Source organism: Kitasatospora sp. CMC57, assembly GCF_045866025.2.
GTDB lineage: Bacteria > Actinomycetota > Actinomycetes > Streptomycetales > Streptomycetaceae > Kitasatospora.
Map to the genome: position 1 here is coordinate 6,078,532 of NZ_AP035881.2, position 20,271 is coordinate 6,098,802.

24 protein-coding genes are annotated in these 20,271 nt (G+C 73.6%); 15 read left to right on the top strand and 9 right to left on the bottom strand.

Translation table 11 applies throughout. From position 1 onward, the window contains the following. Nucleotides 1-10 precede the first annotated feature (10 nt). Nucleotides 11-577 (top strand): hypothetical protein, encoded by a 567-nt coding sequence (locus tag ACKUU6_RS27270; RefSeq protein ID WP_407991218.1) that lies wholly within the window; start codon nt 11-13, stop codon nt 575-577. A 14-nt stretch (nt 578-591) separates the two neighbouring features. Then, the gene (locus tag ACKUU6_RS27275) at nt 592-1,203 is read left to right on the top strand and encodes a hypothetical protein (RefSeq protein WP_407991219.1); all 612 of its coding nucleotides are present in this window, start codon (nt 592-594) and stop codon (nt 1,201-1,203) included. A 12-nt stretch (nt 1,204-1,215) separates the two neighbouring features. Here the strand turns inward: ACKUU6_RS27275 and ACKUU6_RS27280 are convergent, their stop codons facing one another. Together ACKUU6_RS27280 and ACKUU6_RS27285 are read right to left on the bottom strand one after the other, a co-directional pair. Beyond that, nucleotides 1,216-1,983: a lysophospholipid acyltransferase family protein gene (locus tag ACKUU6_RS27280; protein ID WP_407991220.1), complete on the bottom strand. Its 768-nt coding sequence runs from the start codon at nt 1,981-1,983 to the stop codon at nt 1,216-1,218. A gap of 176 nt (nt 1,984-2,159) precedes the next feature. Continuing rightward, complete coding sequence (locus ACKUU6_RS27285; protein ID WP_407991221.1) at nt 2,160-2,588, bottom strand: DUF4395 domain-containing protein; 429 nt, start codon at nt 2,586-2,588, stop codon at nt 2,160-2,162. A gap of 171 nt (nt 2,589-2,759) precedes the next feature. Here ACKUU6_RS27285 and ACKUU6_RS27290 point away from each other — a divergent pair, with 171 nt between their 5' ends. The 8 genes from ACKUU6_RS27290 (at nt 2,760) to ACKUU6_RS27325 (ending at nt 10,841) form a co-directional block, all read left to right on the top strand. Beyond that, nucleotides 2,760-3,173, top strand: coding sequence for a thioredoxin family protein (locus tag ACKUU6_RS27290; RefSeq protein ID WP_407991222.1), 414 nt, complete (start codon nt 2,760-2,762; stop codon nt 3,171-3,173). Between the two features lie 446 nt (nt 3,174-3,619). After that, entirely contained in the window at nt 3,620-4,405 is a 786-nt protein-coding gene (locus ACKUU6_RS27295; RefSeq protein ID WP_407987764.1) for an electron transfer flavoprotein subunit beta/FixA family protein, read from the top strand. A gap of 41 nt (nt 4,406-4,446) precedes the next feature. Further along, nucleotides 4,447-5,409 (top strand): electron transfer flavoprotein subunit alpha/FixB family protein, encoded by a 963-nt coding sequence (locus tag ACKUU6_RS27300; protein WP_407987765.1) that lies wholly within the window; start codon nt 4,447-4,449, stop codon nt 5,407-5,409. Between the two features lie 226 nt (nt 5,410-5,635). Further along, nucleotides 5,636-6,835, top strand: a complete 1,200-nt coding sequence (locus ACKUU6_RS27305; protein ID WP_407991223.1) for an MFS transporter — start codon at nt 5,636-5,638, stop codon at nt 6,833-6,835. A 90-nt stretch (nt 6,836-6,925) separates the two neighbouring features. After that, nucleotides 6,926-8,332: an acyl-CoA synthetase gene (locus ACKUU6_RS27310; protein ID WP_407991224.1), complete on the top strand. Its 1,407-nt coding sequence runs from the start codon at nt 6,926-6,928 to the stop codon at nt 8,330-8,332. A 183-nt stretch (nt 8,333-8,515) separates the two neighbouring features. After that, entirely contained in the window at nt 8,516-9,574 is a 1,059-nt protein-coding gene (locus tag ACKUU6_RS27315) for an NUDIX hydrolase (protein ID WP_407991225.1), read from the top strand. Between the two features lie 10 nt (nt 9,575-9,584). Then, the gene (locus ACKUU6_RS27320) at nt 9,585-10,079 is read left to right on the top strand and encodes an HIT family protein (RefSeq protein ID WP_407991226.1); all 495 of its coding nucleotides are present in this window, start codon (nt 9,585-9,587) and stop codon (nt 10,077-10,079) included. Nucleotides 10,080-10,091: 12 nt separating this feature from the next. Further along, a complete protein-coding gene (locus tag ACKUU6_RS27325; RefSeq protein WP_407991227.1) occupies nt 10,092-10,841 on the top strand; it encodes a DUF4184 family protein in 750 nt (249 codons plus the stop codon). On the opposite strand, the gene ACKUU6_RS27330 is transcribed toward ACKUU6_RS27325, so the two are convergent. Beyond that, nucleotides 10,741-12,114, bottom strand: coding sequence for a dipeptidase (locus ACKUU6_RS27330; RefSeq protein WP_407991228.1), 1,374 nt, complete (start codon nt 12,112-12,114; stop codon nt 10,741-10,743). The genes ACKUU6_RS27325 and ACKUU6_RS27330 overlap by 101 nt on opposite strands. A 131-nt stretch (nt 12,115-12,245) precedes the next feature. Here ACKUU6_RS27330 and ACKUU6_RS27335 point away from each other — a divergent pair, with 131 nt between their 5' ends. After that, nucleotides 12,246-13,514 (top strand): geranylgeranyl reductase family protein, encoded by a 1,269-nt coding sequence (locus ACKUU6_RS27335; RefSeq protein WP_407991229.1) that lies wholly within the window; start codon nt 12,246-12,248, stop codon nt 13,512-13,514. Nucleotides 13,515-13,563: 49 nt separating this feature from the next. Here ACKUU6_RS27335 and ACKUU6_RS27340 read toward each other — a convergent pair whose 3' ends face one another. The 4 genes from ACKUU6_RS27340 to ACKUU6_RS27355 form a co-directional block, all read right to left on the bottom strand. Next, nucleotides 13,564-13,791 carry a hypothetical protein gene (locus tag ACKUU6_RS27340; RefSeq protein WP_407991230.1) on the bottom strand — a complete coding sequence of 76 codons (228 nt, stop codon included), beginning with the start codon at nt 13,789-13,791 and terminating at the stop codon, nt 13,564-13,566. Nucleotides 13,792-13,835: 44 nt separating this feature from the next. Continuing rightward, entirely contained in the window at nt 13,836-14,270 is a 435-nt protein-coding gene (locus ACKUU6_RS27345; protein WP_407991231.1) for a GNAT family N-acetyltransferase, read from the bottom strand. Between the two features lie 52 nt (nt 14,271-14,322). After that, on the bottom strand, nt 14,323-14,877 hold the full coding sequence (locus ACKUU6_RS27350; protein WP_407991232.1) for a Uma2 family endonuclease: 555 nt from the start codon (nt 14,875-14,877) through the stop codon (nt 14,323-14,325). 69 nt (nt 14,878-14,946) lie between these two features. Further along, nucleotides 14,947-15,936, bottom strand: coding sequence for an ArsR/SmtB family transcription factor (locus ACKUU6_RS27355; protein WP_407991233.1), 990 nt, complete (start codon nt 15,934-15,936; stop codon nt 14,947-14,949). A 15-nt stretch (nt 15,937-15,951) separates the two neighbouring features. On the opposite strand from ACKUU6_RS27355, the gene ACKUU6_RS27360 reads away from it, so the two are divergent. Continuing rightward, a complete protein-coding gene (locus tag ACKUU6_RS27360) occupies nt 15,952-16,536 on the top strand; it encodes a hypothetical protein (RefSeq protein ID WP_407991234.1) in 585 nt (194 codons plus the stop codon). Here ACKUU6_RS27360 and ACKUU6_RS27365 read toward each other — a convergent pair. Further along, a complete protein-coding gene (locus tag ACKUU6_RS27365; protein ID WP_407991235.1) occupies nt 16,526-16,900 on the bottom strand; it encodes an ATP-grasp domain-containing protein in 375 nt (124 codons plus the stop codon). The genes ACKUU6_RS27360 and ACKUU6_RS27365 overlap by 11 nt on opposite strands. A gap of 153 nt (nt 16,901-17,053) precedes the next feature. Between ACKUU6_RS27365 and ACKUU6_RS27370 the strand changes: the two genes are divergently transcribed. The 3 genes from ACKUU6_RS27370 to ACKUU6_RS27380 all read left to right on the top strand — a co-directional run bounded on the left by ACKUU6_RS27370 (nt 17,054) and on the right by ACKUU6_RS27380 (nt 19,472). Beyond that, complete coding sequence (locus ACKUU6_RS27370) at nt 17,054-17,818, top strand: enoyl-CoA hydratase family protein (protein ID WP_407991236.1); 765 nt, start codon at nt 17,054-17,056, stop codon at nt 17,816-17,818. A 21-nt stretch (nt 17,819-17,839) separates the two neighbouring features. After that, nucleotides 17,840-18,628, top strand: a complete 789-nt coding sequence (locus tag ACKUU6_RS27375; RefSeq protein WP_407991237.1) for a nucleotidyltransferase domain-containing protein — start codon at nt 17,840-17,842, stop codon at nt 18,626-18,628. Nucleotides 18,629-18,716: 88 nt separating this feature from the next. Further along, nucleotides 18,717-19,472, top strand: coding sequence for an acyltransferase (locus ACKUU6_RS27380; RefSeq protein WP_407991238.1), 756 nt, complete (start codon nt 18,717-18,719; stop codon nt 19,470-19,472). Between the two features lie 14 nt (nt 19,473-19,486). On the opposite strand, the gene ACKUU6_RS27385 is transcribed toward ACKUU6_RS27380, so the two are convergent. Next, nucleotides 19,487-20,248 (bottom strand): class I SAM-dependent methyltransferase, encoded by a 762-nt coding sequence (locus ACKUU6_RS27385; RefSeq protein WP_407991239.1) that lies wholly within the window; start codon nt 20,246-20,248, stop codon nt 19,487-19,489. Nucleotides 20,249-20,271 lie beyond the last annotated feature (23 nt).

A 20,271-nucleotide genomic window follows, 5' to 3' on the forward strand; every position in this document is an offset into this window, starting at 1 on the left:
GGAGGAGTGGATGACGGTGCGTAGGATTCGCGACCGGCTGCCGGTGCTCGCGGCCTGCCTGCTGCTGGCGGGGGTGGTGGCGGCGTCCTGGGGCGGCTGGTCCTGGTACGCGGCCGCACACGACGGCTCCGCCGACCTGGCCCGGGCCAGGGACCGGGCGCTCGCGGCGGGGGAGCAGGCCGTACAGAACCTGAACACCCTCGACCACGCCGCCCTGACGCCGGGACTGGATCTCTGGGAACAGTCCACCACCGGCGATCTGCACAGCCAACTGGTGCAGGGGCGGGAAGAGTTCGAGAAGCAGGTCAAGCAGGCGCAGAGTGTCACCACCGCCCGGGTACTGGACGGCGCGGTCACCGAACTCGACGAAGGGTCCGGTCAGGCCGCGGTGATGGTCGCGGTCCGGATCACCGTACGGACCGGGCAGGAGCAGCCGGTCACCAAGGACAGCCGGATGCTCGGCCGGCTCACCAGGACAGGCGAGGGCTGGAAGCTCAGCGCCCTCGGCCAGGCCCCGATGGGCACCACCGCTTCGGCCGCGCAGGCCACACCGTCCGCGTCCCCCGCCGGGCACTGAGGAGCATCGCCGCCATGTCGACCACCACCCGCCACCTGATCAACCGTCAACGCCGACTGGCCGCGACCCGCCCGCCCGTCGCCCCGGCCCCGGCGGTGCGGCCGCCGCGCCGACGTCGGCTCCCCGCCGTCCTGCTCGCGCTGGCCGTCCTGTCCGGCGGCTTCGGCGCCTGGTCGGCCGTGGCCGCCGCCGACCTGCGGGCCGACGCCGGACTGCACAACACCGCCCTCTCCGACCCGGCCGCCACCAGCGAGGTCAAGGGCCGGATCACCGAGGCGGTGAACGCCCTGTTCTCCTTCACCCACGCCGACCCCGCCCGCACCGACCAGGCCGCCCACCGCCTGCTGACCGGCCGAGCGGTGGAGCAGCACGCCACCCTGCTGGCCCAGGTCCGGGCCCAGGCGGCGGCGAAGAAGCTGGTCCTCACCACCACCGTCACCGACGCCGCCGTGACCGCCCTCGACGGCGACCGCGCCCGCGTGCTGGTCTTCGCCGACCAGCGCAACACCAGCACCGCCGACGGGGCCACGGACGCCGCCGGCTACTCCGCCGCGATGTTCGCCGTCGACGCCGTCCGCACCGACGGCAGCTGGCGGATCGAGAACATCGACACCTACGGGCGCTGAGCCGGGGACCCGCTAGCCCTGGCTGCGCTGCTCCGCACGCGCGGCGGCCTCGGCCTCGTCCTCGGCTTCGGCGACCTCGAGGGTGGGGGCGGTGCCGCCGAGGTGGGCGGGGAGCCACCAGGTGTCGTCGGGGCCGGTGGGCTTGCCCGGGTAGTCGCGCTGGGCCTGCTCGAGCATCTCGGTCATGGCGGTGCGCAGGCGGCGGGTGACCATGACGGGCTTGTCGCCGGGCGCCAGCTCTATCGGCTTGCCGATCATGATGGTGACCGGGACGTGGCGCTTGGTCAGGGTCTTCGGGCGGCCCTTGGTCCAGAGCTGCTGGGTGCCCCAGAGGATGACCGGGAGCAGCGGCGCGCCGGAGTCGGCGGCCATCCGGGCGGCGCCGGTCTTGAACTTCTTCAGGGTGAAGGAGCGGCTGATGGTGGCCTCGGGGAAGACGCCGACCACCTCGCCGGCCCGCAGCGCCTTCACGGCGGCGTCGTACGCGGGCTGCCCGTCGGCCCGGTCCACCGGGATGTGCTTCATGCCGCGCATCAGCGGGCCGGAGACGGCGTGCTTGAAGACGTCGTCCTTGGCCATGAAGCGGGTCTTGCGCTTGCCGCCCTTGAAGGCGCCGAGCCCGGCGAAGAGGAAGTCCAGGTAGCTGATGTGATTGCTCACGAGCACCGCGCCGCCGGTGGCGGGAATGTTCTCCGCGCCGATGATCTGGATCTTGACGTCCAGCGCCCGGAACACGGCGAGCGCGGTGCCGATCACCGGCGGGTAGACGAACTCTGCCACGGTAAGCCCTACTTCCCACGGGCTCGGGGCCCGGTCAGGTGGTCCCGGGGTGCGGGCGAGCCGGACCGGAGGCACGGCAGGCCACGGTGGCCCCGGGTGATACACCCGAATGATCCCCCGAACGATGGTCGGATGTCACGCCTGTCCGACCGGTGACGACAGCGGGACCGGCGGCGCTACCGGCGCGCCGCGCCCAGCCGGGCCCGCCCACGGTGCAGCAGCAGGTACATCTCGCAGCCGAGGCAGTAGCCGAACGCCGCGTTCAGGAAGGCCGCGCCGAGCGCGCAGGCGGTGGCCAGCAGGCCCAGCCCGGTCAGGCCGGTGAGGTAGCCGACGGTGCCGACCAGGGCGAAGCCGAGGCCGACGGCCTGGGCGAACCGGGGCGGCCGGGCGTCCTCCAGCTCGGTGGGCGGCGCGAGCCGGGGCCGGACCAGCACGCGGAAGAGCCAGCCGTACGGCGAGTACTGCAGGCCGATCAGCGTGCCGGCCGCGAAGACGGCGGCCTGGACGGCGAGCAGCCGGCCGCTGCCGGTGATCAGGACGGTGGCGAGCACCAGGGAGGTGAGCGCGGCGGCGAAGCGCGGCCCGCGCGGGTCGATCTGCATCGGGACTCCAGGACGAGGGGGGACGAGCGGGCTGACGGCAGGTCAGCGACAGCCGCTCGCGGTCACCCGGCACAGGTCGACCACGCGACGGCGGGTCAGGTGCTTGGAGTCCATGGCGGTGATGGTACGCCCCCCGGCCGGGCCGGTGGTGAGATGCCGCACACTGGAGCGATGACCGGGCTGCTGGTGTGCGCTGTGGTGATCGTGGTGGCGAGCGTTTTCGGCCTGTTGCGGGCCCGGCGGGACGGGAGACTACGGATGCGGGCGAAGAGCGGGGCGGTGGTGCTCACCGCCGGGGACCTCGGGGCCGGGCTGGGGGAGCGGGCCACGCTGGTGCAGTTCTCCACCGCGTTCTGCCAGCCGTGCCGGGCGACCCGGCGGGTGCTGGCCGAGGTGGTGGAGCTGGTGCCGGGGGTGGCGCACGTCGAGGTGGACGCCGAGCAGCAGCTCGACCTGGTCCGCAGGCTGGACATCCTGCGGACGCCGACCGTGCTGGTGCTGGACTCGGACGGCCGGGAGGTGCGGCGGGCCGCCGGTCAGCCGCGCCGGGCCGACGTGATCGCCGCGCTGGGCGAGGCGATCTGATGCGCCGTACGCGGTGAAGCGAGATGCGCGCGACGCGCTGAAGTGAGCAGGGCAGGCACGGTGAAGTGAGCAGGGCGGGCACGGCATCTGAGGGTCCGTCCGGCCCCGTCCGGCCAGGTGAATCTGTCAAGACCGTTCAATCTCACAGTCGATCTGCCGCCCGGTCAGCGGGTGGGCGGCCCGGCCTGGGGCAGGATGGGGCGCAGACGGCAGTGCGGCCGTTCCGGGCCGTCCGCGGTCGGGGGCGACGCGGGGTGCGGAGCACCCGTCCGGGCTTGGGCAGAGCTAAGCTACTGGCCAGTAGTGACGGCTAAGCTACTCGCGAGTATGCTGCCAGCAAGTTCCGGACGGGCACAGGAATCCGCTGCCCGGAGCGGGTGCGTGACGATTTCGCGCCCGCTTGCACAGCCGCAGCCGCCGGACGAGACCAGTACAGGAGACAGGCCGTGAGCTTGAGGATCGTTGTCTGTGTGAAGTACGTGCCCGACGCGACCGGTGACCGTCGCTTCGCGGACGACACCACCACCGACCGGGACGCCGTCGACGGCCTCCTGTCGGAGCTGGACGAGTACGGCGTCGAGCAGGCCCTGCGCATCGCCGAGACCCACGGCGACGCCGAGGTCACCGTCCTGACCGTGGGCCCCGACGACGCCAAGGACGCCCTGCGCAAGGCCCTGTCCATGGGCGCCGACAAGGCCGTCCACGTCAACGACGACGACATCCACGGCACCGACGTGATCGGCACCTCCGCCATCATCGCCAAGGCCCTGGAAACCACCGGCTACGACCTCGTCGTCTGCGGCATGGCCTCCACCGACGGCACCATGGGCGTCCTGCCCGCCCTCCTCGCCGAACGCCTCGCCGTCCCCCAGGCCACCCTCCTGTCCGAGGTCACCCTCGACGGCACCACCCTCACCGGCCGCCGCGACGGCGACGCCGCCACCGAGCAGGTCCAGGCCACCCTGCCCGCCGTCATCTCCGTCACCGACCAGTCCGGCGAAGCCCGCTACCCCTCCTTCAAGGGCATCATGGCCGCCAAGAAGAAGCCGGTGCAGTCCTACGACCTCGACGACCTGGGCATCGACGCCGACACCGTCGGCCTCACCGGCGCCTGGACCGCCGTCCAGGACATCACCGCCCGCCCCGCCCGCACCGCCGGCACCATCGTCAAGGACGAAGGCGAAGGCGGCAAGGCCCTCGCCGCCTACCTCACCGAGCAGAAGTTCATCTGACCCCGTCAGCGCACCTCCCGACCATCAGGAGCACAAAAATCATGGCTGAGATCCTGGTTCTCGTGGACCACGCCGACGGTGTGGTCCGCAAGCCGGCCCTCGAACTGCTCACCCTGGCCCGCCGCCTCGGCGAGCCCGCCGCCGTCATCCTCGGCGCCGGCCCCGCCACCGCCACCATCGCCGCCAGGACCGCCGAATACGGCGCCGCCAAGGTCTACACCGCCGACGCCGCCGAGTTCACCGACCAACTCGTCGTCCCCAAGGTCGATGCCCTCACCCAGATCGCCCGCACCACCAACGCGGCCGCCGTCCTGGTCACCTCCTCCGGCGAGGGCAAGGAGATCGCCGCCCGCGTCGCCCTGCGCCTGGACTCCGGCGTCATCACCGACGCCGTCGACCTCGAAGCCGGCCAGAGCGGCCCGGTCGCCACCCAGTCGGTGTTCGCCGCGTCCTTCCAGGTCAAGTCCGCCATCACGCACGGCACCCCGGTCATCACCGTCAAGCCGAACTCCACCACCCCCGAGCCGGCCCCCGCCGCCGGCACGGTCGAGAGCGTCGAGGTGGCCTTCACCGGCAACGCCGCCACCGTCACCGCCCGCACCCCCCGCGTCTCCTCCGGCCGCCCCGAGCTGACCGAGGCCGCCATCGTCGTCTCCGGCGGCCGCGGCGTCGGCGCCGCCGACGGCTTCGGCGTGGTCGAGGACCTCGCCGACGCCCTCGGCGCGGCCGTCGGCGCCTCCCGCGCCGCCGTCGACGCCGGCTGGTACCCCCACACCAACCAGGTCGGCCAGACCGGCAAGCAGGTCTCCCCCCAGCTCTACATCGCCGCCGGCATCTCCGGAGCCATCCAGCACCGCGCCGGCATGCAGACCTCCAAGACCATCGTCGCCGTCAACAAGGACCCCGAAGCCCCCATCTTCGAACTCGTCGACTACGGCGTCGTCGGAGACCTCTTCACCGTCCTCCCCCAACTCACCACCGAAGTCAAAACCCGCAAGGGCTGAGCCGGTCAGGTGTCAGCGGAGCCCCGTCGGAACTCCTCCGGCGGGGCTCCGCCGTGTCCGGCTATGCTTCCGTCCGTGATTCCCTCCGATCCGCACTGACGGGCCGTCAGCCCGACCGCACCGCGCACCCTGGCGAACAGGGGCGGCCGGTGCCGTAGGCCACGCCCCGTCGCGCCCGTACGCGCCCTGCTGAGCCTCGGCGCGCCCGTTCATCGGAGATCACCCCATGTCACGCCCCTCCCGGGGCAGCGCGTCCTATCGCGCTGTCCTCACCCTTCCGCACGCCCCCCGGCTCTTCACCGCCGCGATGTTCGCCCGGCTCAGCTACGGCGTGATCGGCCTGCCGCTGCTGCTGACGCTGTACGAGGGCACCGGCTCGTACGCCGTGGCGGGCACCGTCGCCGGCCTGTTCGGACTGGTCACCGCGCTGCTCGGGCCCGCCAGGGCCCGGCTGGTGGAGCGCCGGCCCGCCGCGCTGACCTGGCTGTCCGTCAGTTACACTGCCCTGCTTGCGGCAGCGGCCACCGCCTGTGCCGCGCACGCCCCCACCGCGCTGATCGCCGCCCTCGGGCTGATCACCGGCGTCTTCCCGCCGCCCGTCGGCCCGTTGATGCGCACGCTCTGGGGCAGGCTGGTCGCCGACGAGGCGCAGCGGCAGTCCGCGCTGAGCCTGGACACGGCGGCGGAGTCCACCGTCTTCGCGCTCGGCCCGCTGCTCGGCGGTCTCCTGGTCGCGGCCCTCGGCGCTCCGGCCGCCCTCGGGGTCTGCACGCTGCTGGTGCTGACCGGCTTCGGTCTGCTGGCGGCGGCCCTGCGGGGTGTGCCGGGCAGCGTGTGCTCCGGGGGAGTGCGCTCCGGAAACCCGTTGCGGGTGAAGGGATTCCGGCCGATGTTGCTGCCCGTGCTGGGGGCGGCCGCGGCGTTCAGTGTGTGCGAGCTCGCGATCGTGGTCGCCCGGGGCACCGTGGCGGCCGGGGTCCTGACCACGCTGTTCGCGGTCGGTGGCGTGCTGGGCGGCCTGCTGTACGGCGGCCACCGGTGGCGTGGCCCGCTCCGGCGGCGGCCGGTGCTGCTGGTCGCGGCGGCGGCCTGCTGCTACGCCGTACCCGCGGTCGACGCGCTGGCCGCCACGGCCATGGCGCTGCTGTGCGCGGGCGCCTGCACGGACGTACTGCTGATCACCGCGTACCAGCTGGTGGAGGAGCTGGTGCCCGAGGGCGCCCGGACCGAGGCGGGCGCGTGGGTGAACACCGCCTACAACCTGGGCGCCGCCTTCGGCGCGGCGGCCGGGGGCGTGCTGGTGGACCGGGCAGGTCCGGTCACGGCGTTCGGCGGGACGGCCGGAATGCTGGTGTGCTGCGCGGCGGCCGGTGCGGCTGCGACCCTGGGCGCGGTCCGGCGGCGCCCGTCCCCGGCCGGCGCCTGACCCCCTCCGCCAGTGCCGCGCCGGGCAGGAAGGGGCCCTGAACGACGCGACAGGGCAAACCTTGCCGGGCGCGGCACTAGAGTCCCCGGTATGGGACTGCTGACGGCACTTGAGGGCGGCCACGGCGACGCCGCCGACGCGCTGCGGATCGACGGACGGCCACTCTCCAGGGAGGAACTGCTCGGCGCGGCAACGGCGGTGGCCGACCGGGTGGCGGGTGCACCGGCGCTCGCGGTGCTGGCCGGGCCGACCGCCGAGACCGTGGTGGCCACCGTCGGCGGGTTGCTGGCGGGCGTCCCCGTGGTGCCGCTGCCGCCGGACTCCGGACCGAAGGAGCGTGCGCACATCCTGCGCGACTCGGGGGCGACGCTGCTGGCCCTGCCGGTCGGCACGGCGGCACCGGACGGGATCGAGCCGCTGCCGGTCGAGCTGACGGCCCGTTCGAGCCGCACGTACGCCGAGCCGGGGGTGGAGGGTACGGCTTTCGTGCTCTACACCTCCGGCACCACCGGGGCGCCGAAGGGCGCGGTGATCCGGCGTGGCGCGGTGGCCGCCGACCTGGACGCGCTGGCCGCCGCCTGGCAGTGGACCGCCGAGGACACCCTGGTGCACGGGCTGCCGCTGTTCCACGTGCACGGCTTGGTGCTCGGTGTGCTGGGCGCGCTGCGCACCGGCAGCCGGCTGGTGCACACCGGCCGACCCACGCCGGAGGCGTACGCCAAGGCGGGCGGCAGCCTGTACTTCGGGGTGCCGACCGTCTGGTCCAGGATCGCGGCCGACGAACCCTCGGCGCGGGCGCTGGTCACCGCCCGCCTGCTGGTCTCCGGCAGCGCCCCGCTGCCGACCCCGGTCTTCGACCGGCTCGCCGCGCTGACCGGGCAGGCGCCGATCGAGCGGTACGGCATGACCGAGTCGCTGATCACCGTCTCCACCCGCGCCGACGGCGAACGCCGCCCCGGCAGCGTGGGGCTGCCGCTGGACGGTGTCAGGACCCGGCTGGTGGCCGAGGACGGCAGCCCGGTGCCGGGCGACGGCGAGACGGTCGGCGAACTCCAGGTCGCCGGGCCGACGCTGTTCAGCGGCTACCTCAACCGGCCGGACGCGGACGCGGAGACGTGGACCGCCGACGGCTGGTTCCGCACCGGCGACGTCGCCACCATCGGTCCGGACGGTTTCCACCGGATCGTCGGCCGGGCCTCGGTGGACCTGATCAAGAGCGGCGGCTACCGGATCGGCGCGGGCGAGGTGGAGGCCGCGCTGCGGGACCACCCGGCGGTCGCCGACGCGGCGGTGATCGGTGCGCCGGACCAGGATCTCGGGCAGGCCGTGGTGGCGTTCGTGATCGCCGACGGGGTGGTGACGGGGGATCAGCTGACCGCCTTCGTGGCCGAGCGGCTCTCCGTGCACAAGCGGCCCCGCCGGGTGGTACTGGTGGACGAGCTGCCCAGGAACGCGATGGGCAAGGTGCTCAAGAAGCAGCTGCTGGAGCGGGACTGACGCACCGTGGACGGAGTGACCTGTGCAGGTCAGGAGATCCGAGTGTGCGGCTGACACATGCCGTACGGCCGGGAACCGACACCGGTACCGGCCGGTAGGCATGGGTGGGGCGGTGACGGGGGACCACCTCGATGGCGCCGGAGTGGGCTGGGCCATCCGGGTGGCGGAAGGCAGGGGCAGACTGTGATCGTCTGGGTCAACGGCACGTTCGGAGCGGGCAAGACGAGTGCCTGCCGGGAGTTGGTGGAGCTGCTGCCCGGCAGCGTGCTCTACGACCCGGAACTCGTCGGCCACGGGTTGCGGCACATCCTGCCGGCGGACCGGATGGCCACCGTCTCCGACTACCAGGACCTGGCCGCCTGGCGGCGGCTGGTGCCCGAGGTGGCCGCGGCCTTGCTGGCCGAGGTGCCCGGGCCGCTGGTGGTGCCGATGACCCTGCTCAGGGAGGACTACCGGGACGAGATCTTCGGCGGGCTGGCCGCCCGGGGGCTGGCGGTGCACCACTTCGTCCTGGACCCTGCGGAAACGATCCTGCAGGAGCGGATCGAGAGCCGGGACGAGTGCCCGGGGGACCCGGCGGCCAGCGCCCGGGTCCGCAGCTGGTGCCGGGAGCACCTGCCCCAGTACCGGCTGGCCCGCCGCTGGCTCAGCCGGGACGCCCAACTGATCGACACCGCAGGGCTGACCCCGCGTCAGACCGCCGAGCACCTGGCCGCCCTGGTCAACGACGGCGTCGCGGTCTGCCCGATCGTGCAGAGCGCCGACACCACCGGCGACACCGTGGCCGCCGCGGTCCTGCTCTTCGACGACCAGGACCGGGTGCTGCTGGTCGATCCGGTCTACAAACCCGCCTGGGAGTTCCCCGGCGGCGTGGTCGAACGCGGCGAGGCACCCACCGACGCCGCCCTGCGGGAGACCGCCGAGGAACTCGGCCTCCGGCTGGAACCGGCCGCACTGCGCCTGCTCGCGGTGGACTGGGAACCCCGCACCGGCCCGCGAAGAGGCGGCCTGCGCCTGATGTACGACGGCGGCCGGCTCGACGCCCACGCCCGGAGCGCCCTCCGGCTCCCGGCCGAGGAGTTGCGCGGCTGGCGCTTCGTCACCCTCGACGAGGCCGCCACCCTCCTCCCGCCGAACCGCCTCCGCCGCCTGGCCGCCGCCCTGGACGCCCGGGCCGGCGGCGAGCTGCGCTACCTGGAGGCGGGCCTCCCGGCGGCGGTCGGCGCTCCGACCCCCGGGTAGCGTCGACGGAATGACGGACGACTCGCGGGACCCACGGGCGGACTGGCGCCACGACCGGATCGGTTCCGCGCTGCGCGGCGAGAACCCCACCGTGCTGCGGCGGCTCACGGCCGGGTTCGCGGTGATCGGCGACGTCCAGTTCCTGCCGGGTTATGCCGTGCTGCTCACCGACCGGCCCGGGGTACAGCGGCTCTCCGAGCTGACCCGCCCTCAGCGCACGGCCTTCCTGGCTGACATGGACCGCCTCGGCGAGGCGGTCGAGCGCGCCTGCCGTCGGCTCGACCCGGCCTTCCGCCGGGTCAACCTGGAGATCCTCGGCAACACCGACGGCTTCCTGCACGCGCATGTCTGGCCCCGCTACGCATGGGAACCAGCGGAACTGGTCGGCGGGCCGGTCTGGCTGTATCCGCGAACGCACTGGACCAACCCGGCGGCCGAACACCGCCTCGGTGAAGGCCACGACCGGCTCCGGCGCGCGATCGGTGAGGAGTTGGACCGGCTCTGACAGGATGGTTCGATGCCCTTCACGTTCAGTCACCCGGCCGCCGTGCTTCCGCTGCTGGACGGGGCTCGGGCGCGGGGGCCGCTGGTCGCGGCCGGGCTGATGGCGGGGTCGATGGCGCCGGACGTGCCGTTCTTCGCGGACTCGCTGCTCCGCGGGTGCTACGGCTTCGGCGGCGTCACGCACCGCTGGTGGGCCGTGCCGACGGTGGACGTGCTGATCGCGGGCGGGCTGACCTGGTGGTGGTACGGACTGGTCCGCCCGGCGGCGCGCCCGGTGCAAGCCGAGCGGTGCGGCTGGTTCGCCGCCTCGGCCGCGATCGGCGCCGCCACCCACGTCTGCTGGGACTCCTTCACCCACCAGGGCCGGGCCGGGGTCCGCGCCCTCCCCGTCCTGAACACCGAGGTGGCCGGGATCCCGCTCTACACCCTGCTGCAGTATGGGAGTTCGGCCGCCGGTCTGGCCCTGCTCGCCCGCCACCGGATGCGGGCTCCCGGCCTGACCAGGACGGCGCTGACCGGCCTGGCGCTGGCCACGGCAGCCGGCGCCGTGCACCGGCTCGCCCGCCGGGAACGCGGGCTGATCGCCGAGCTCTGCTTCGGTGCGGGCGCCGGCCTGGCCGCCGGCCTCACCGTCCATGCACTCGGAGGCCGCCTGGCTGGGTTCAGGACCCGGCACCACCCTTCAACGCCGCGTAGTTGCGCAGGAAGAGCGCCTCGGTCAGGGCCATCCGCTCCAGCTCGGACGGGTCGACGCTCTCGTTGACGGCGTGGATCTGGGTGGTGGGGTCCTCGACGCCGATGAGGATGATCTCGGCGGTGGGGTAGAGGGTGTGCAGGGTGTTGCAGAGCGGGATCGAGCCGCCCTCGCCGGAGGTGACCATCGGGGTGCCGAAGGCTTCGTGCATGGCGGCGCCCATCGCCTCGTAGGCCGGGCCCGTGGTGTCGGCGCTGAACGGGCTGCCGCCGCCGAGGCGTTCGACCTCGGCGTGGGCGCCGAGCGGGACGGCGGCCAGCAGGTGGGCCTCCAGGGCCTCCTGGGCGGTCTTGAGCTCCATGCCCGGCGGGATGCGCAGGCTGACCCGGGCCCGGGCGGTGGAGTGGACGGAGGAGGTGGCGCCGATCACCGGCGGTGCGTCGATGCCGAGGACGGTGACGGCCGGGCGGGCCCAGAGCCGGTCCGCGACCGTACCGGTGCCGGTGAGGGCGGTGCCGTCCAGCACCTTGGCGTCCGCCCTGAACTGCTCCTCCGGGTACGCGACTCCGAGCCAGGTCTGGTCGGCTCGCAGGCCGTCCACGGCGACGTCGCCGTGCTCGTCGTGCAGGGAGGCGAGCACCTTGATCAGTGACTGCAGGGCGTCGGGGGCGGCGCCGCCGAAGGCTCCGGAGTGCAGGTTGCCCGCCAGGGTGGTGACGGTGATCGCGGCCTCGGTGATGCCGCGCAGGGTGGCGGTGACGGTCGGAAGGCCGGGGGCGAAGTTGCCGGTGTCGCCGATCACCACGACGTCGGCGGTGAGCAGTTCGGGGTGCGCCTGGGCGTACTGTTCGAGGCCGCCGGTGCCCTGCTCCTCCGAACCCTCCACGATCACCTTGAGCCCGACCGGGTAGGCGCCGTCCACCTGGCGCAGCGCCCGCAGGGCCGTCAGGTGCATCAGGATGTTGCCCTTGCAGTCGGCCGCGCCGCGCCCGTACCAGCGGCCGTCCCGCTCGGTCAGTTCGAAGGCGGGGGAGAGCCACCCGGCGTCGTCCAGCGGCGGCTGCACGTCGTAGTGCGAGTACAGCAGCACGGTCGGCGCGCCCGAGGGGCCGGGCAGTTCGGCGTAGACCGACTGGGTGCCGTCCGGGGTGTCCAGCAGCCGAACGCCCGTCAGACCCTCGGCGGCGAGGGCCGCGGCCACCCAGCGGGCGGCCTTCTCGCACTCCTCGACCGGGAACTGCCGGGGGTCGGCGACGGACTGGAAGGACACCAGGTCCGCCAGCTCGGCCTTGGCCCGCGGCATCAGGGATCGGACGGCCGCGGCCAGGGACTGCTGAGTCATCGGTTCACTCCGGTAGGGTGCGGATGAAATGGCGCTGTCAGGGATGGATCGATGATAGGCCGCAGACTGCCGGAGGGTCTTTGCCCGGCGGCTGGCTCCGCACCTGCTCATCGGCACTAGGATTGCTGTCCGTGACTGACTCCGGTAGCTCCCTCGGCCAGGACCGCATCGACCCGCCCGCCGCGCCCGGGCCGGACGCTGACGAAGTGTCGGACGGACCCGACCCCTTGGCGGGTGTCTGGGACGTCGTGGTGGTCGGCGCCGGTCCGGCCGGGGCCTCCGCCGCGTACGGCGCAGCCCGGCAGGGGCGTCGGGTGCTGCTGCTCGACAAGGCCGAGCACCCCCGCTACAAGACCTGCGGCGGAGGCATCATCGGCCCGTCCCGGGACAGCTTGCCCGAGGACTTCAAGCTCCCGCTACAGGACCGGGTGTACGCCGTCACCTTCGCGCTCGGCGGCCGCTTCACCCGCACCCGGCGCTCCAAGCGGATGCTGTTCGGGCTGGTGAACCGGGACGAGTTCGACCTGCGCCTGGTGCAGTCGGCCGAGCAGGCCGGGGCGGTGCTGGTCACCGGCGTCACGGTGGCCGGGGTCGAGCAGCCGGCCGGTGCCGGACGGACCGTCACCGTCACCACCTCGGACGGCCGCCGGATCGAGGCCCGCGCGGTGGTCGGCGCGGACGGCAGCGCCAGCCGGATCGGGCGGCACGTCGGGGTGACCTTCGACCAGATCGACCTCGGCCTGGAGGCCGAGATCCCGGTCCCCGAGTCGGTGCTCCGCTACTGGCAGGGCCGGATCCACCTGGACTGGGGCCCGCTGCCCGGCTCGTACGGCTGGGTCTTCCCGAAGACCGAGTCCGGGTCGCTCACCGTCGGGGTGATCTCCGCGCGCGGGGACGGCGAGGCGACCAAGGGCTACCTCGCCGACTACATCAGGCAGTTGGGCCTGTCCGGCTTCACCCCGAGCATCGAGTCGGGTCACCTGACCCGGTGCCGGGCCGAGGACTCGCCGCTGTCCCGGGGCCGGGTGCTGGTCGCGGGCGACGCGGCCGGGCTGCTGGAGCCGTGGACCAGGGAGGGCATCTCGTACGCGCTGCGCTCCGGCCGGCTGGCGGGCGAGTGGGCCGTGAAGATCGCCGAGGCGGACGGGTCGGCGGACGTCCGGCGGCAGGCGCTGAACTACGCCTTCGCGATCAAGGCGGGCCTCGGGGTCGAGATGCGCGCGGGCAAGGTCATGCTGGGGGCCTTCGAGCGCCGGCCGCACCTGTTCCACGCCGCGGTCTGCCTGGTCGGCCCGGCCTGGCGGGCGTTCGCCCGCACCACCCAGGGGCACACCACCTTCGCCCAGATCATGCGCGACTACCGGGCGGCCCGTCGGCTGGCCTCGATCGCGGCCCGCTGACGCCGATGGCCTCCTCCCGTCCGGGAGGAGGCCACCGTGGTGCCGCGGCTCAGTAACCGACCGCCTCGTACAGGCCGGTCTCGCGGTCGCGGAACACCCGGCCCGCCTTGCGCAGCTGTTCGAGGTCGCGACGGACCGTGCGCGGGTCCGGGTGCTCGTAGTACGTCTCCCGCGCCCGGACCCAGTCCCAGGCGCCGCCACCCTTGCGCATGGCCTGGAACAGCTGCTCCCTGCGTTCGTTCGCGGACTTCGGTGCTTCGTTGTGCTCGTCGGTCATGAGGTCATTCTCTCGTGCCGGGAGGTGTGCCGCGCCCGCCGGGGTCAGGCCAGCCGGAGATCGATGAACGGCACCGTGTCCCCCGGGAGCAGGTACCGCTCGATCTCGACGAACCCCTGCGCCTCGGCGAACCGCAACCCGTCCCGGTTGGACTCCAGCACCACCGTCTCGATCACCGCCGCACCGAGCGACCGCGCGTACGCCAGGGCGTGCCCGTACAGCCGCGCGCCGATCCCTCGCCGCCGGTGCTCCCGCAGCACCCGGGCGATCACGGTCGCGGTCCCCTCGGCCGGCAGCCGCACGGTGGAGCACCCGACCAGCGTGCCCCCGAGGTACGCGACCTCCAGCCTGTTCCGCCCGGCCCGCTCGCGGATCTCGTCGAGCGACAGCGGGTCGGTCGGGATGATCGCGTTGTGCACGTACTGCCAGTCCCGGAGCCCGACATCCCCACGGACCGGCGTGAAGCGAAGATCGTCCATCGCAGCAGGAAACCGGCGGCCCCCCGGGGCGTCAAGCGCCTTTCAGCCGATCTCAGAAGCCAGCGGTGTCGAGGGTGAGGCCGAAGGGCTCGGGCAGCTCGATCGGGGTGCCGAAGGGGTGCGGTCCGTCCACGACGGCGTAGCCGAGGTCGTGCGGTTCGGAGAACAGGGTGCACTCGCGGTTCTGACGGTCTGCCAGCAGGTAGAGCGGTGCGCCGTACTGGGCGTAGCGCTTGCGCTTGGTGATCCGGTCGGTGTCGCCGTTGGACTCCGAGGTCACCTCGACCACCAGCAGAGTCTGCTCCGGGACCAGGGCGCCGGCCCCGGCGGCCAGGTCCTCGGGGATGACGGCGAGGTCGGGCATGTACCAGTTCGGCGAGCCGGGCAGGTCGAGATTGCCGGAGCCGGTGATACAGCCGAGTTCGTCCACGCGCTGGTCGAGCTGACGGCGGATCTTCGCGGCCACCTTCTCGTGGTCCCACATGGGTGACACCAGGACGATCCGCCCCTCGATGACCTGCGCCCACCGGTGGTCGATGAGCTGTACGGCGTACTTCAGGGCGGCCTCGTGGTCGACGTCGCCGTACGCGATGGGTTGTGCGCTCACACGGGCTCACCCTCTCGGTGCCGTCGGGGTCTGTGGCTGCCGTCGGCGTCTACGGTACCGGGCCACAGGTCAGGTGCGGAGTTGGTCGCCGAGGGCGCTGCGGGTGTAGAGGACCAGGCGGCCGCTGCGGGTGCGGGTGACCAGGCGGGTGGCGTGGAGGACGGAGAGGTGCTGGCTGACGGCGCCGGGGGTGACGCCGAGGCGGGCGGCGAGTTCGGTGGTGGAGGTGGGCTCTTCGAGGAGGGCGAGCAGGCGGGCCTTGGGGGCGCCGAGGAGGAGTTCGAGGGCCTCGGGGACGGGGGTGGCCCGGGGTGAGGGGGCCATGGTGGCCTGGCCTCGGGCGGGGTAGACGATCGACGGCGGGTACTCGTCGCCGATCGAGGTGACGGCGCCGCGGACGAAGCAGCTGGGGGAGAAGACCAGACCCCGGCGGGCCACCATCACCTCGGCGTCGCCGGAGGCCCAGTTCCTGCGGATGGACAGCACGCCGTCGGCCCAGGCGAGGCGGCCGTCCAGGTCGGCGAAGAGCGCGGCCGCGCCGCGTTCGGCGAGCATCCGGGAGCGGTGCACGATGTCGGCCTGGAGGGCGGAGCGGGCCCGGGGCCACCAGGCGGGGGCCAGGCAGCGGTCCCAGTACGCGGCGAGGGCGTCGGCGATCTCGGCGAGCAGCCCGGCCGGGTCGGCCGCCAGACCGTCGGCGAGCGGTGCGGGCAGGCACCGGTCGTGCGGCAGGTGGGTGCGGGTCAGCTCGGTCGCGAGCCGCTCCGGCGGAAAGGCCCGGACCAGTGCGAGCTCGCTGCGGAAGTCCGGGAACGGGGTGGCCGGACGGGGCGTCAGGAAGTCCGGTACGTAGCGGTTGGAGGCGACCAGCGAGCGGAGCAACGCCGCCTGCGGGAGCCGTTCGAACTCCGGCCTGATCAGCTCGAACCAGGCGGTCTGCGCCGGGTGGTAGGCCCCAGGGTGGGTCCAGATCCGCAGGCTGAGCACGGCCTCCTGGAGCGGGGAGCAGGCGAACGCGGCCGAGGCCAGGTCGTCCAGTTCGAGCTGGAGGCGGTGCATTCGTCCTCCCCGGCCGTGAGCGTGCTGAACGGGCTGCTCGGGCTGCAGTTCTCGATGCTGGAGGTGGGGGTCCCGCTCTGGGTGGTGGAGCACACCGACGCGCCCCGGGTGCTGGTCGCGGTCTCACTGATCGTCAACACCGTGCTGGTGGTGCTTCTCCAGGTCCGTGCCACCCGGGGCACCGAGGAACCGACCGCCGCCGCCCGGATCTTCCGCCGGGGTGGCCTGCTGATCGCCGCCTGCCTGCTGATCGGCCTGGCCCACGGCCTGCCGGGCTGGCTGGCCGCCGTGCTGCTGATCGCCGGGGTGGCCTGCCAGACGCTGAGCGAGATCTTCTGCCAGGCGGCCGGCTGGGCGCTCAGCTACGACCTTGCGGGCGACGGCAACCACGGTGCGTACCAGGGGGTCTTCAACTCCGGGCTGGCCGCCGCCCTGATGCTCGGCCCGGTGCTGATCACCACCGTGGTGATCACCAACGGGCTGCTCGGCTGGATCCTGCTCGGCGCCCTGATGCTGGTCGGCGCCGCCGCGATGCCGGCCGCCGTCCGCTGGGCGCAGCGGAGCAGGCCGGTCGCCTCCGAGGTCGCAGCTACCCCGTGACGACCGGCAGCTCCCGGCAGTACGGCCGGTCCGCCGCGCGGAGCTCGCTCAGCGGACCGGCCGCCCGGAGCACCACGTCGAGCACCGCGTCCGGGTCGCAGGCGTACCCGCCGCTGGCCCACGCCGGGTTGGCCTCCACCACGGCCCAGCCACCGTCCGCGAGCAGCCCGACGTCGACCACCACCGCACCGCGTCGGCGTACAGCGGGCCGCCGTAGAGGTGCACCAGCGGCGTGGCGTCCTGCGGCGGCCGCCAGCCGGTCGCGGTCCTGGCGGGCAGGCCGTCGGGCGTGGGCGGCGGTGAGCAGCTGCAGGCCGGTCTCGTTGATCCGGGGCGCGAGCAGCAGGCGTCGGTCGGTGGACATGAGGGGTGATGCTGCCGCAGCGGCCCGGAGATGACCAGCGGGTTTCGCCGGGCGGGCCTCTGGTGGGGAGGTGGGTGGGCATGTCAGAGTCCTGTCGGGCGGGCCCACCGGCCCGAGCCCAGCCACCCTCAGCCGGAAAGCAGGAACAGCGCGATGACCCGCGAGGTACCTTTCGTCCGCGTCAGCACCGTCGATGCCGTGACCACCCTGGAGCTGGACTCCCCGCACAACCGCAACGCCCTGTCGAGCAGGCTGATGGCCGAGCTGACGCGCGGTCTGGCCGAGGCGGCGGCCGATCCCGCCGTCCGGGCGGTGGTGCTCGGGCATACCGGGAAGGTTTTCTGCGCCGGGGCCGACCTGTCGGAGGCCACCGGGGCGGACCCGACGGTCGGGCCGCGCGGACTGGTGGACCTCCAGCGGGCGATCGTGGACTGCCCGAAGCCGGTGGTGGCGCTGGTGAACGGGCACGTCCGGGCGGGCGGGCTGGGACTGCTGGGCGCCGCCGACCTGGTGGTGGCGGGACCGCTGGCCACCTTCGCGTTCACCGAGGTCAGGCTCGGCCTGGCGCCCGCCGTGATCTCGCTGCCGCTGCGCCCCAAGCTGGAGCCGCGCGCCGCCTCCCGCTACTACCTGACCGGTGAGACCTTCGACGCCGCCGAGGCGGCCCGGATCGGTCTGGTCACCGAGGCGGCCGACGACCCGTCAGCCGCCGCGAAGGTGCTGCTGGACGCGATCCGGCTGGGCTCGCCGCAGGGCCTGGCCGAGAGCAAGCGACTGGCCAACGCCGGGGTGGTGGCCTCGTTCGAGCGGGACGCGGACGAGCGGGTGGCGCAGTCCGCCCGGCTGTTCGGTTCGGCCGAGGCACAGCAGGGCATGCGGGCCTTCCTGGAGCGCCGACCTGCCCCGTGGGCGGAGTAGTGGAGTAGTACCGTACGGAGCATGATCGACAAGGGGCTGGACGACCGGGGTTTCATCGCGCGGGAGGGCTCGCTCGACCGCGTGCAGCCGGAGTTCGGCCCCCTGGTCGAGGCCACCCGGCGGGGGATCGCCGACACCTTCGGCCCGGACCGGCTGCACAGCGGCTACCTGTACGGCAGCATCCCGCGCGGCACCGCCCGCCCGGGGCGCTCCGACCTGGACCTGCTGCTCGTCCTGCACCGCCCGCCGACCGGGGCGGACCGCACCGACGCGGACGCCCTGGAGGCCGCGCTGGACGCCGGGCACGGGGTGATCGACGGCGTCGGCATCCTGCTCTTCGACACCGCCACCGTGCTCGGCGAGCTGGAACGGTACGACCTCGGCTGGTTCCTGGCCTGTCTGTGCACCCCGCTGCTCGGGCCCGACCTGGCCGCAGAGCTGCCGAGCTACCGGCCGACCTCGCTGCTGGCCCGGGAGACCAACGGGGACCTGGCGCTCGCGCTGCCCCGCTGGCGCGCCAGCACCGTCGAGCCGCGCGCCCTGAACCGGGCGGTGGCCCGACGGCTGGTCAGGACCGCGTTCACCCTGGTGATGCCCCGCTGGGGCGGGTGGACCAGCGATCTGACCCGCTCCGCCGAGATCGCCGGCGGCTACTACCCGGAGCGGGCCGGGCAGTTGCGCACGGCCGCGTCGGTCGCGCTCGCACCGACGGCGGACCGGGAGGTGCTGCGGACGTTCACCGAGGACCTCGGACCGTGGCTGGCGGCCGAGTACGCCGCCGTGCACGGGGTGAAGGCGGCGCGGCCCTGACCCCGGTGCCGCCAGGGTGGCTCTGACCTGGTGTGAGCTTGCTCCCTCCCCGTGTTACCGACGGGTCAGTACCGCTAGCGTGGGGGCCATGCCGAAAGCCAGTGCCCTCGCCACCGCAGCCCGCGCCCGCGGCCGCCGACTCGCCGGGCGGCTGGTGCACCGGGGCTGGACCTGGGTGCAGGGAATCGGCGCGGTCTCCAACCAGAACCCGGGGCCGTACCGGTTCCGCGAGCTGGGGGACGGCACCAAGCTGTCCTTCCCGCTCGGGACGGTGTTCAACGAGCAGTGGATCACCATCGGCCCGTTCTCGATCATCGGCGAACGCGTCACCATCTCGGCCGGCTTCGTCCCCGGGCTCGATCTGGGCGACGAGCCGATCGTCCGGATCGGCGGCGGCTGCGTGATCGGCCGGGGCAGCCACCTGGTCGGCCACCAGTCGATCACCCTCGGGGACGACGTCTGGACCGGCCCGTACGTCTACATCACCGACACCGCGCACTCGTACCACGACACCGGGCTGCCGATCGGCAAGCAGTGGCCGCGCAACGAGCCGGTGGAGATCGGCTCCGGCAGCTGGATCGGCACCGGCGCGGTGATCCTGCCGGGCGCCAAGCTGGGGCGGAACGTGGTGGTGGCGGCCGGTTCGGTGGTGCGCGGCGAGGTGCCCGACCACGCGGTGGTCGCGGGCGCGCCGGCGAAGGTGGTCCGCAGCTGGTCCGAGGCCGAGGGCTGGCAGCCGCCGTTCCGGCACGAGCCGCCCACCGCCCTGTCGGGCGACCTGACCGCCGACCAGCTCCGCGAGCTGATCGGCTGGGACCTGCGGCTGCCGGGCGAAGGCGCCTGACGGGTACGTCCGGGTCAGTGGGGTCGCCGGGCCTCGATCAGGAAACGGGCGGAGTGCGCCACGAACGGCCCCTCGGCCCTGATCCGCTCGTGCAGTTCGCGCAGCCGGTCGTGGTACTGCGCGACGGTGAAGCCGGGCACCATCCAGATCACCTTGCGCAGGAAGTAGATCACCGCGCCGACGTCGAGAAACTCGATCCGCAGCCGTTCGGACCTGAGGTCCACGATCTCCAGCCCGGCCGCCTCCGCCTGGCCGCGCTCGTCGTCAGGGTGCCGACTCCGGTACGTCTCGGCGGGCAGCGGCCCGAGGAAGTACTCCACCAGCTCGAACACGCTGGACGGCCCGACGTGTTGGGCCAGGTACGTGCCACCGGGCCGGAGCACCCGGTGGATCTCCGACCAGTACGGTTCCACCGGGTGGCGGCTGGTCACCAGGTCGAAGGCGCCGTCCGCGAACGGGAGCGGCGGCTCGTCCGGGGCGGCCACCACCACCGCACCGAGCGGGTGCAGCAGCGCGGTCGCCTTCGCCACGTTCGGCGGCCAGGACTCGGTGGCGGCCATCACGGGCGGGAACCTCCCCGCCCCGGCCAGGACCTCGCCGCCACCGGTCTGGATGTCCAGCGCGGCGGAGACTCCGGCCAGCCGGGCGCCGATGGTGCGCTGGTAGCCCCAGGAGGGGCGCTGCTCGGTGGCCCGGCCGTCCAGCCAGGAGAAGTCCCAGCCGTCGACGGAGACGGATTCGGCCTCGGCGACGAGGTCCTCGAAGGTGCGCGACATATCGGTATCATCCCGGCGTTCCC

What these genes read in the sequence shown, in the direction of transcription:
- ACKUU6_RS27270 (WP_407991218.1), top strand. Translation starts at nt 11, where the DNA reads ATGACGGTGCGTAGGATTCGCGACCGGCTGCCGGTGCTCGCGGCCTGC.
- ACKUU6_RS27275 (WP_407991219.1), top strand. Translation starts at nt 592, where the DNA reads ATGTCGACCACCACCCGCCACCTGATCAACCGTCAACGCCGACTGGCC.
- ACKUU6_RS27285 (WP_407991221.1), bottom strand. Translation starts at nt 2,588, where the DNA reads ATGCAGATCGACCCGCGCGGGCCGCGCTTCGCCGCCGCGCTCACCTCC.
- ACKUU6_RS27290 (WP_407991222.1), top strand. Translation starts at nt 2,760, where the DNA reads ATGACCGGGCTGCTGGTGTGCGCTGTGGTGATCGTGGTGGCGAGCGTT.
- ACKUU6_RS27300 (WP_407987765.1), top strand. Translation starts at nt 4,447, where the DNA reads ATGGCTGAGATCCTGGTTCTCGTGGACCACGCCGACGGTGTGGTCCGC.
- ACKUU6_RS27305 (WP_407991223.1), top strand. Translation starts at nt 5,636, where the DNA reads ATGTCACGCCCCTCCCGGGGCAGCGCGTCCTATCGCGCTGTCCTCACC.
- ACKUU6_RS27310 (WP_407991224.1), top strand. Translation starts at nt 6,926, where the DNA reads ATGGGACTGCTGACGGCACTTGAGGGCGGCCACGGCGACGCCGCCGAC.
- ACKUU6_RS27320 (WP_407991226.1), top strand. Translation starts at nt 9,585, where the DNA reads ATGACGGACGACTCGCGGGACCCACGGGCGGACTGGCGCCACGACCGG.
- ACKUU6_RS27325 (WP_407991227.1), top strand. Translation starts at nt 10,092, where the DNA reads ATGCCCTTCACGTTCAGTCACCCGGCCGCCGTGCTTCCGCTGCTGGAC.
- ACKUU6_RS27330 (WP_407991228.1), bottom strand. Translation starts at nt 12,114, where the DNA reads ATGACTCAGCAGTCCCTGGCCGCGGCCGTCCGATCCCTGATGCCGCGG.
- ACKUU6_RS27340 (WP_407991230.1), bottom strand. Translation starts at nt 13,791, where the DNA reads ATGACCGACGAGCACAACGAAGCACCGAAGTCCGCGAACGAACGCAGG.
- ACKUU6_RS27345 (WP_407991231.1), bottom strand. Translation starts at nt 14,270, where the DNA reads ATGGACGATCTTCGCTTCACGCCGGTCCGTGGGGATGTCGGGCTCCGG.
- ACKUU6_RS27355 (WP_407991233.1), bottom strand. Translation starts at nt 15,936, where the DNA reads ATGCACCGCCTCCAGCTCGAACTGGACGACCTGGCCTCGGCCGCGTTC.
- ACKUU6_RS27365 (WP_407991235.1), bottom strand. Translation starts at nt 16,900, where the DNA reads ATGTCCACCGACCGACGCCTGCTGCTCGCGCCCCGGATCAACGAGACC.
- ACKUU6_RS27370 (WP_407991236.1), top strand. Translation starts at nt 17,054, where the DNA reads ATGACCCGCGAGGTACCTTTCGTCCGCGTCAGCACCGTCGATGCCGTG.
- ACKUU6_RS27375 (WP_407991237.1), top strand. Translation starts at nt 17,840, where the DNA reads ATGATCGACAAGGGGCTGGACGACCGGGGTTTCATCGCGCGGGAGGGC.
- ACKUU6_RS27380 (WP_407991238.1), top strand. Translation starts at nt 18,717, where the DNA reads ATGCCGAAAGCCAGTGCCCTCGCCACCGCAGCCCGCGCCCGCGGCCGC.
- ACKUU6_RS27385 (WP_407991239.1), bottom strand. Translation starts at nt 20,248, where the DNA reads ATGTCGCGCACCTTCGAGGACCTCGTCGCCGAGGCCGAATCCGTCTCC.